Below are 10552 nucleotides of genomic sequence, written 5' to 3' on the forward strand. Positions count from 1 at the left end.
TTCACTTTGTCTCACCTGAGTTTCGCAGCCCGGCCCAGACGGCCACCCCTCCGAGCGCCAGATGCGGCAGGTTGGCGAGGACGCGGCGAACCGACAGGTCCATGCCGAGCGACCCATTGGTAAAGATCCCAAGGTCGAGATATCCGTAGCCTGTGAAAAACCCAAAGACACCGTCCCCGAGATAGGCAAACCCGAACAGGATCAAGAAGCTCCGCGCCGCGCGGTGGGACAGCAAACCTGCCACAAGCGCCCAGAGGGCGGAGGCCACATGCAGCGCGTCATCGTAGATATCGAGCGCAAAAATGCCGAATGCCAGGCCAGCCTCGTCGGTCAGACCGGGGATGTAGTTCAGGGACGCGGCGATCATCAACGCCACGAAATACCCCAGCGAGAGTTTTTGCAGAATGGTCATATCAAATCCAGATAGCTGTCCCAGAGAGTGTTGCGGAGGACAAGTTGCGGGTCCAGTCTCCGTTTGTCTTGCGCGAATACCTCGGCTTTGGGATAGGAGGCAACAAACTGCTCCACCGTCGCATGGGGGCGGTAGGGCAGGTAATATGCACCACCTATCGCGACGATCCGGTCAATCAGCGCTCTGGTCATCCGGGCCATGTCGGCCTCTGCGCGATGTGTCAGTTCCTGGCTGAAGGACATGACAGCTGCGATCCGCGGCTCTGTCGCATACGACAGCGTGCTTTGATCGTCCTGCGCGACGTAGCGCAGAGTCACGTTCAGAAACTCCTGATAGGAGGCAGGTATCACCTCGCGGCATGCCTCCAGAAAGCCGTCGAACGCGTCAAAGCCCACGAAATATTCATGCAGGATATCAGTGCGATCAGGGTCACGGTCGTCCAGCGTGACGACAGGTTCATTGATGAGTGTGTTCCGGGTCGCATCTCCCGCCCCGAGCATTGGTCCAAGGCGGGTTTCGTTCCACCAGCGGAACGATTTGAAGGCCTCGTCGCCCAGCTGCGCCCGGTATAGTCGGCTCGCGGCATGGGACATCCAGCCAGAGCCGGCGGCGGCGGGCAAATCCAACTGATCCTGGGTTTCGCGATAGCTGACCAGCAGGGCCTTCTGAAAGAAGTTGGCGCGTTCCACGTTGAGGCGGCCGTAGGCCATAGTCACGGAGGGATCTTCGATGGCCTCGCGAAAGGCGCTGGCAAATGCGCTGGCGTCCAGCACATCGAAGGTCGGGGTCAGGCGGGTGTTTTTCACCATCTCCACGTCCAGATCGACGATGACACCAATCAGTCCGTAACCGCCCATGGCCATGTTGAAAAGCTCTGCATTCTCGGACGGCGAGCAAGTCACCAGATCGCCCGATGGCAAGATCATCCGCAGCGCACGCACGGTGGATCCCATCGGCCCGAAGGGCACAGGCCAGCCATGGGCGTTCACGGAGAATGTCGCGGCCGCACCGAAATCGTTGTTGGATTGCATGACCTTTGGCGACCAGCCCTGAGGATCGAGCGCGGAGATCACCTGCGACCATCGTGCACCGGCATGGACCCGGTAGATACCGTTGGAGCTATCAATCTCGACTGACCCATTGTCGAAAGTGACAGCGGTGCCCTCACACGGGATCGCTTGTCCTCCCATCGAATGACGCGCGGCGCCGACGTTGAGCGGTCTCCCCTCGGTCCTCGCCTGCACCAATTCGGCGCGGATTGAGGACACCAATGCCTCTCCGGCGTCGTCCTGCATCACCAGATGTTTGTGGATCGGGGTGGCCGACAGCCCACTAGCATCATTCAGTATATTCTGCCCGGTTGGTACCGGGATGCGCGCCGTGCCGTCGTATACGGGCAGGTTGGGGCTCAACCAACGTGACAGGCCCCAACCGGCAGCGCCGCCTATTGCGAGCAGTGCCGCTCTTCTGGACAGTGATCTCATCAATTCATCTCTCCCGCTGCCGGAGTGTGAAGGGACAGGACAGCAATTGAATGTGTGTTTTGTAAAATGGTTCCCGGCGTTTCGGACCGGGATCGTGATCAACTCAGCTCAGTGTATGACGAGCCGTAGTCTGAGGATCAATGCCGTTTGCATCGCAAAGGGGCGTATTGCTCGGTCGGTTTGATCGTGGAGTGTACTTGTATTGTCAGCTTCGGCGGTTGCCATCACCAGCCCGCAGGCGGAGTGTGTGTTTCCGGCGCGCCAGTGAAGGCGCACCGGATTGTGGTCAGACAGCGCCGATATCGACACCCGTCAGCTTGCGCGTAATCCGCATGATCAGGACGTAGAATGCAGGAACCATGAAAATTCCAAGGAAGGTGGAAGCCACCATCCCGCCGATTACCCCGATACCGATGGCGTTTTGCGATGCTGCCCCTGCGCCGGTTGCAAGGGCGAGGGGCAGCACCCCGAGTATGAACGTCAAAGCGGTCATCAGGATCGGGCGCAACCGTAGACGGGCCGCTTCGATTGCGGCATCGGCAATGGTCATGCCGGTGCGCCGCAGATCCTCTGCAAATTCCACGATCAGGATGGCGTTTCGTGCCGCGAGTCCGATCGTGGTCAGCATACCCACCTTGAAGTAGACGTCATTCGACTGACCAAAGATCCAGGCTGCAAACAGCGCTCCGAGAATGCCCACCGGCACCGCCAGCATCACCGCTAGCGGGATCGACCAGCTCTCGTAGAGAGCGGCCAGTGCCAGAAAGACGACCAGCGCGGAGATTGCGTAGAGGATCGGTGCCTGATCGCCGGATTGGCGTTCCTGATAGCTGAGGCCGGTCCAGGCCGCCGCGTATCCTCCGTCCAGGTCGGCCACCAATGCCTCCATCTCCGCCATTGCCGTGCCAGAGCTGTAGCTGCTCCCCGGCGATCCGGAAATCTGCAGGGCTGAGGTTGCGCCGTAGCGTTCCAGCGTGGGGGCGACGGGCTCCCAGGAGGTGGACATGAAGGCCGAGAATGGCACCATTTCTCCGGCGGCGTTGCGCGCATACCAGTCAAAGACGTCTTCGGTCTGCATGCGGTAGGGTGCATCGCCCTGCACGATGACCGGGCGCAATGCTGCGCCAAGCTCGAAATCATTGACCTCGGATCCTGCGAAGATCACGGACAACATGCCGTTGACCTCGGACAAGGTCAGGCCGAAACTCTCGGCCTTGGCACGATCAATCGTGATTTTCAGGGCGCTGTCCTTCTCGGTGCCATTGGCGCTGAGGTTGACCACGCGATCGCTCTGCTCGGCATTTGCGACCAATTGTTCCGCTGCAGCCTGAAGGGCGTCGGAGCCGGCGCCGGACTGGTCGACCAGATACATCTCAAAGCCACCACTGTTGCCGAGCCCTCGAATGGCCGGGGGTTGCAGGACGAAGATCTGCCCGTCTCGCAGCTGACTGAAGGCAATATTGGCCCGTTGCGCCACTTGTGCGGCTGCGAGTTGGGCCTGTCCGTCACGCTCGTCAAAGCTTTTGAGTTTTACAAAAACCATGGCGCGGTTCTGCCCACTGCCGGAAAAGCCGAACCCCAATGCGGCAAACGTGCTTTCCACCGCATCGGCTTCGTCCGTCAGGAAGAACGCCTCCAGTTTTTCCACGGTTGCGGTCGTCTGCGCGGTTGTCGCCCCCTCGGGAAGCGTGACGACGGTCAGAAGCACGCCCTGATCCTCGGTCGGGATGAAGGATGTGGTGAGACGATTGTTCACCATATAGGCCCCGACCAACACCGCAACGAGGGCGAGCGGCATCAATACTGGCATCCGCAGCGTGCCTTTGACCCCAGCGCCGTACCCGGTGATGCCGCGATTGACGAGCGCATTGAACCACCGGAAGGGGGCGAAACGAGGTTCGCCTTCCTTTGGCTTCAGAAGGCGGGCAGACATTGGTGGCGACAGGATGATCGCAACGCAGAGGGACAATGTCATCGCTGTGACCATGGTGACAGAGAACTGGCGGTAGATCACCCCGGTGGACCCGCCGAAAAACGCCATCGGCAAGAAGACCGCCGCGAGTACCACGTTGATCCCCAGCAGTGCAGAGGTGATTTGCCCCATGCTCTTCTGGGTCGCTTCACGTGAGGACAGGCCTTCGTCCTCCATCAGGCGTTCAACGTTTTCCACCACCACAATGGCATCATCAACCAGCAGTCCGATCGCGAGCACCATGGCGAACATGGTCAGGGTATTGATGGAGAAGCCACCGATCTGCAGGACGGCAAATGTCCCGAGCAAAACCACCGGCACGGCGATCAGCGGGATCAGCGTTGCCCGCCAGCTTTGCAGGAACAGCAACAGCACCAGAAACACCAGAACGACCGCTTCTATCAGCGTGTGGTAGACCTGTTCGATCGACAACTCGACAAAGGGCGAAGTGTCATAGGCGATTTCGAACTCGACGCCCTCTGGCAGGGAGGGGGCAAGGCGATCCAGTGTCGCGCGCACCGCGGCGGCCGTGTCCACCGCGTTTGCACCCGTGGCGAGGTTCACGCCGAACCCAGTCGCGTTCTTGCCGGAAAAACGCGAGTCGCCGCCGTAGCTCTCCTGGCCGATCTCCACGCGCGCCACATCTGCCAGATGCACAGTTCCGCCGCTTTCATCGGCCTTGAGCAGGATCTGCTCAAATTCCTCGACGGTGGTCATCTGGCTCTGTGCCGTGATCGTGGCGTTGAACTGCTGACCCGTGAGAGTCGGCTGGCTGCCGAGGGAGCCGACCGAAACGGTGGTGTTCTGTTCTTCGACTGCGCCGACCACGTCCTGTGGCGTCAGCTGGAACCGGGCCAGGGCAATGGGGTCTAGCCAGATCCGCATGGCATAGCCGGAACCAAAGATGCTGACGCCGCCGACCCCCTCAGTGCGTTGGATCGGTCCTTCGACCTGTTCAGATAGGATGTTGCCGAGCTGGACGGTGGAGTATTGTCCATTCTCTGCCACGATGGCACCGACCAGCAGGATGGAGGACGAGGATCGCGAAACGGTCACGCCCTGAGTGCGCACAGCGGTCGGCAGCTGGCCCTCGACTTGCGACACCTTGGTCTGGACCTCGTTCTGCGCGTCGATCGGCTCGACGCTCTCATCAAAGGTAATCTGGATGGACGCCGACCCCTCGGAGGAGCGCGCGGTCATATAGATCATGCCGTCCAGGCCGGTCATAGCATCCTCGATGACCCGCGTGACGGAGTTCTCCACCGCCTCGGCCGTGGCACCGTTGTAGCTGGCTGAAACCCGAACCGTGGTGGGGGCGATCTCCGGATACTGCGCCACGGGCAGGGTCAGCGCGGACCATGTCCCGATGAGCATGGTCATGAGGGCGAGCACCCATGCAAAGACTGGGCGCTTGATAAAGAAGAGACCCATGTCTTAGCCCTCGTCGCTGTCGTCAGCGGCTTGTTCGGTCACGACGCCGGTATCGGAGATATTGACCGGGACGGTCTTCAACGACGCGCCATCGCGCATGGATGTCAGCCCATCTACAATCAGCGCCTCGCCTGCGGAAATGCCGTCGGTGACGATCCATGCATTCTTGTAGCTGCCGTGTTCGGTCAGTTCGCGCTGTTCGGCGATATCATCCACTGCGACAAATGCGGTCAGGGTGCCATCAGCAGCCCGGGCCGTTGCGCCCTGTGGGACAAGCACGGCGCGCGTTGTGCCCAACTCGATCTTCACCCGCAGGAATTGACCAGGCAACAAGCGCCGCTCCGGGTTGTCAAAGCGGATGCGGAATTCGAACGTCCCGGTGGTGGTGGATACCCGGGTGCCGGGCGACTCCAACGTGCCTTTCTGGTCGTACTGCGCCCCATTCTCAAGCGTCAGGCTGAGGTCGAGGTCTTCACCACGCTCCAACGTTCCGCCCTCGATCATGGCGCGAACCTCGGCGAGGCGTTTGCTGGACTCTTCAACATCAATGTAGATCGGATCAAGCCGGGTGACCGTCGTCAGCGCATCTGACTGGTTGGCGGTCACCACCGCGCCGACCGAGACGTTGGGCACTTCGGCGATGCCTGTGATAGGGCTTTGAATTTCTGTGCGTTGGAGATTGAGCTGTGCGATTTTCAGTGCGGCACGGGAAGAGCTGAGCTCTGCCTTGTTTTGCAACACGGCAACCCGTGCGGTTTCCACGTCCTCGATGGTGACCCCGGTGCCTTGCAGCCGCTCGTAGCGCGACAGGGTGGCCTCGGCTGCCGTCACCGCCGCTTTGGCGCGGGCAACTTCGGCTTCGGCTGCGGCCACATCAACCTCGAAAGTGTCCCCCTCGATGCGGAACAGGACATCGCCTTTTTCGACCTTGCGCCCGGCTTCATATATAATGTCGCGAATGGTGCCATCCACACGGGGCCGAATGTCCACTTCTTCATAGGCGACGGCGCGGCCGGGCAAGGTGACGGAATAGGGTACCTGTGCTTCTTTCAGCAGAATGATACCGGCGGCGATAGGGCCGCCCCTGCCCGGTGTCGGTTGTGCTGCGGCGGGCAGGGTCATCAACAGGGTAATGGCGCCCGCACTGATCCAATTCAATGCTGCGGGGAAGCGGGGTGACGAATAGGCCATGTATGTCCTTGATACTGTGAAGGCGGCGTCGCGCAGACGGTCTGTATTTTGTACGCTTGGGGTGTGGAATTCTGTCGCCTGAGTGGCGTGAAATTCCATGCCTAGGGCTGTTATCGGAAACGGTTCAAATTTCTCCAACCATATCAGGGTGCTGTACACAAGCCTATGACAGTTCTGCACAGAATACGTGCCGAACGGCCGTCGCCTAGGCTGCCAAACTCACGACGCGATGGTTGCGCGTGCCACTTGGCGGCACGAGCAAGCTGTTATTCCTGCAGACGTCAGGGCGTGGCTCTAGCATGTCCGATGGTGCGACCCAGTCGTCGCCGTCCGCCACAGCCGTTCCAGGAGAGCCAGCATGTCCATTCGTTTCTTTTCCTCGCGGCATCGACCCGTACATCTGGGTCCGTTTCCGCTGGAGCGGTTGAAACGTATTCCGCATGCGGATCTGGATGGCGTACCGCGCGCGGTGGCGCTCAACTTCCGCCGCCCCGACGTTCCGGCCAGTATCGTGAATGCGATGTGCGAATATCAGGCGATGATGGATGCGATCCGCGATGGTCTGGTGAACGGCGCACGAGCCGACGTGCCAGACGATCTGCAGGAGCGATCCGAGCATATCAAGGCGTTTGGGTACTTTGCGGACGCCGCAATGGTGGGGATCGGTCCGATGGTCGAGGGCGCCCGACTGCAACGCCCCTGGCGCAATCCGGATATTGATCGGCTGGCCGAGGATTTGAAAACACGCCAGACCAAGACACTGGCCTCTGGCATCGACGTGATCATGGCCGATCTGAAAGAAGCCCTGCAGGCTCCGCCAACCACGATCGGGGCGCACAAACACGCGATCGTCTTCCTGTACGAGATGCCGCGTGATCCAAAGCCCGGTGAGGCAGGCTGTGACTGGATCGAGGGGGCGGAGGCGCATCGCGCCTGCCTGCGCAGTGCCGAAACCGCAGTGGTGCTTGCGAACTACATTCGATTGCTGGGGTGGGATGCCAAGGCACATACGGGGACATCGTCCGACGTCGACCTGAACCAGCTGGCCGTCGCCGCTGGCATAGCGCGTATGGAAGACGGGCAGCTGGTCGCGCCGTATCTGGGGGAGCGATTTGGCCTCGCGGTGGTGACCACCGACCTTGAGCTCGCCGAAGATCAGCCATTGGCCCCATTTGTGCAACAGCCTGGGCGCGAGGGGCGGGATTTGCGTTGGTGGGTCGGGGCAGGGGCCGAACGGTCCGCCCTGAATGACGATCCCTACCGGAGCCGCGACTTTCGAGATGGCCCACATCCATTCGAAACACTGAAACGTGTCGAGACACCCACCACCTATATTGATGAGGCGCGGGTCGCCCGAGTGCCAAAACGGACAGACATGTTTGCAAGGGCGCAGTTCGGCGACATGGGCAAGGGCAATCAGAAGGCGGCCACCGGTGGGTACTATGTGCGCAAGGCGGCTCCGGCGATGGCGCAGCGCCGCATGCTGGGTGCCTTTGTCCTGCTTCAAGACGGCGCCCCGGCTGCAGGGCCGCGCCCGACCGATGCAAGACGGAATGCAGATATGGTCAAGGCGGCGTCCTACTGGCTGGGGATTGATGCTGTTGGTATCAGCCGCTGCCCAGACTGGGCCTGGTATAGCCATGACGCCACCGGGGCTCCGATCTCTCCTGATCATCCACATGCGATCTCGATGATTGTCGATCAGGGGTTCGACACCACCGAAGGCACATCGGGTGATGACTGGATTGCGGTGGCCCAGTCCATGCGCGCCTACCTGCGCTTTTCCCTGCTTGGCGGGGTGATTGCACGACAGATCCGAAATCTGGGCTACAAGGCGAAGGCGCATACGGTGATGGACGGAGAGGTCCTGCAGCCGCCCTTGTTGCTATTGTCTGGATTGGGGGAGGTGTCGCGCATCGGCGAGGTGATCCTCAACCCGTTCCTCGGTCCGCGGCTGAAGTCCGGCGTGGTGACCACCGACATGCCGATGGAACATGATTTGCCGATCGATTTTGGTCTGCAGTCGTTTTGCGAGTCCTGCAACAAATGCGCGCGTGAGTGTCCTGCAGGTGCAATCACCGCCGGGCCGAAGCTGATGTTCAACGGCTATGAGATCTGGAAATCGGACAGTCAGAAATGCACCACCTATCGGATCACCACGCCCGGCGGTGCAATGTGTGGGCGTTGCATGAAGACATGCCCTTGGAATCTGGAAGGGATCTTTGCCGAAAAGCCGTTTCGCTGGGCGGCGATGAATATTCCCAAGGCTGCCCCCGCCTTGGCCAAGCTGGACGATGTGCTTGGCAATGGTGAAATGAATCCTGCCAAGAAGTGGTGGTGGGATCTCGAACTGGAGGAGGACGGAGCCTATCGCCCGACCCGCTGTCCGGTGAACGCGCGTCGCCTGCAGACAGATCTCGATCTCAGGTACGAAGATCAGACACTTGCGGTCTACCCCGCCAACCTTGCCCCGCACCCCTATCCCTATCCTTTCCCGATGGACCGGGAGGCTGGGATCGAAGCCTATCAAGCCATGATCACCGCCGAGGAGTACAAGACGCGGCGGGCAAAGGGCGAGAGCGGCGAGTGGGACCACATATATAAGAGTGACAGTGACAGCCCGGTGCTGGAGGTGATCGTGTCCAAGGCGGAGATCATGGCAGAGGGAATCACAAAGTACGAATTCCGTGCGGCCGATGGCGGTGAACTCCCAGCGTGGACCGCGGGCGCCCATCTGGACATCGTGGTCGCTCCGGAATTTTTGCGCCAGTATTCCATGTCGGGAAATCCCGCTGATCGTTCGCACTACCAGATCGGCGTGCTGCGCGAGGAGGCTGGGCGCGGCGGCTCAAAGCTGCTGCATCGGATCTTTTCCGAGGGGCGGCGCATTTTCATTTCCCGTCCCATCAATCACTTCCCCTTGGATGAGGCGGCAACAAAGACCTTCCTGATGGGCGGTGGCATCGGCGTGACCCCGATGATTGCCATGGCGCATCGCCTCCATGCGCTCGGGAGGGCGTTCGAGCTTCACTACTCCATCAGATCCCGTGACCAGGGCGGGTATCTGGGGGACCTGGCCCAGGTACCTTGGGCTAAAAATGTCCATCTCCACATCTCTGCTGAGGGCACACGGGCGCAATTCGACGAGATCTTGTCTGGCTACCAACTTGGCTGGAATGTCTACACCTGCGGGGCTGGCCCCTACATGGATGCAGTGATGGCCGGGGCCGAAGCCTCCGGCTTCCCGGAGGAGGCGCGTCACCTGGAATACTTCTCGGTGCCTGAGCAACTAGAGTATGAGAACCACCCCTTTACTCTCAAGCTGTCAGCGTCCGGCAAAGAGATCGCCGTCACTGCCGAGCAGACTGCCACAGATGCTCTGGCGGAACACGGTATCCATGTGGATGTGAAATGCGCCGATGGGATCTGCGGTGTGTGCAAGTGTGGTCTCGTATCGGGGGAGGTGGAGCACCGGGACTTTGTCTTGTCGAAGGCGCAGCGAGAAGGGGCCATTGTGCTGTGCCAATCACGTGCCGCGGAACCCGACGGGGTGCTGGAAATCGATTTGTGAGAACCCGATGACGGTACATCGTCCACGCAGATCTCTGGAATCATCTCTGCGATTCACTGATTGCCCCATGTGCGAGTCGCAAATGCCCGTCGGTTTTGGTGCTTGCTCGCGGTGAGTCTACTATATCTGGTGGGGGCATCTGTTTCTCTCGCAGTGAGGCAGGTCATCCCCTCACCTCTGTGCGTGAATCCTGACGGTGGTGCCAAGTGTAAGGTGTTGAAAATAAACAAATAACGATGATTTTCGCAAAAACGTCAAAAAAGGGGTTGCGGCTCATTGGGTCTAACCTTAGAACCCCCTCTACCGGCGGCGCTGAGGCGCTACGGTGACAGACTAGACGGGGCGGCGGCGACGCAGGAACGGATGGTTTTGACGGGTCGGAAAGACGATTTGGCACTCAGGGAAGACTGGGGCACTTCGGAGATTGATTAGGCGGTGGCGCTCTTAGTTTTGCGCGACGGTCTGCTTTTGGGCTCTGAGTGTTTGCTCTT

General features: G+C 60.3%; 5 protein-coding genes. 1 reads left to right on the forward strand and 4 read right to left on the reverse strand.

Going from position 1 to position 10552, the window contains the following annotated elements; all coding sequences use genetic code 11:
* Position 1: 1 nt before the first annotated feature.
* From CLV89_RS20420 to CLV89_RS20435, 4 genes are all read right to left on the reverse strand, one after another.
* Positions 2–412: a hypothetical protein gene (locus CLV89_RS20420; RefSeq protein WP_106165463.1), complete on the reverse strand. Its 411-nt coding sequence runs from the start codon at positions 410–412 to the stop codon at positions 2–4.
* Positions 409–1896, reverse strand: coding sequence for an FAD-binding oxidoreductase (locus tag CLV89_RS20425; RefSeq protein WP_106165464.1), 1488 nt, complete (start codon positions 1894–1896; stop codon positions 409–411). Before CLV89_RS20425 ends, CLV89_RS20420 begins: the two co-directional genes overlap by 4 nt.
* 286 nt (positions 1897–2182) lie before the next feature.
* The gene (locus CLV89_RS20430; RefSeq protein ID WP_106165465.1) at positions 2183–5299 is read right to left on the reverse strand and encodes an efflux RND transporter permease subunit; all 3117 of its coding nucleotides are present in this window, start codon (positions 5297–5299) and stop codon (positions 2183–2185) included.
* 3 nt (positions 5300–5302) lie between these two features.
* Positions 5303–6490 carry an efflux RND transporter periplasmic adaptor subunit gene (locus tag CLV89_RS20435; RefSeq protein WP_106165466.1) on the reverse strand — a complete coding sequence of 396 codons (1188 nt, stop codon included), beginning with the start codon at positions 6488–6490 and terminating at the stop codon, positions 5303–5305.
* 358 nt (positions 6491–6848) lie between these two features.
* Here CLV89_RS20435 and CLV89_RS20440 point away from each other — a divergent pair, with 358 nt between their 5' ends.
* Positions 6849–10061: a 2Fe-2S iron-sulfur cluster-binding protein gene (locus CLV89_RS20440; protein WP_106165467.1), complete on the forward strand. Its 3213-nt coding sequence runs from the start codon at positions 6849–6851 to the stop codon at positions 10059–10061.
* Positions 10062–10552 lie beyond the last annotated feature (491 nt).

The sequence above is a fragment of the Tritonibacter scottomollicae genome, assembly GCF_003003215.1.
Classification (GTDB): domain Bacteria; phylum Pseudomonadota; class Alphaproteobacteria; order Rhodobacterales; family Rhodobacteraceae; genus Epibacterium; species Epibacterium scottomollicae.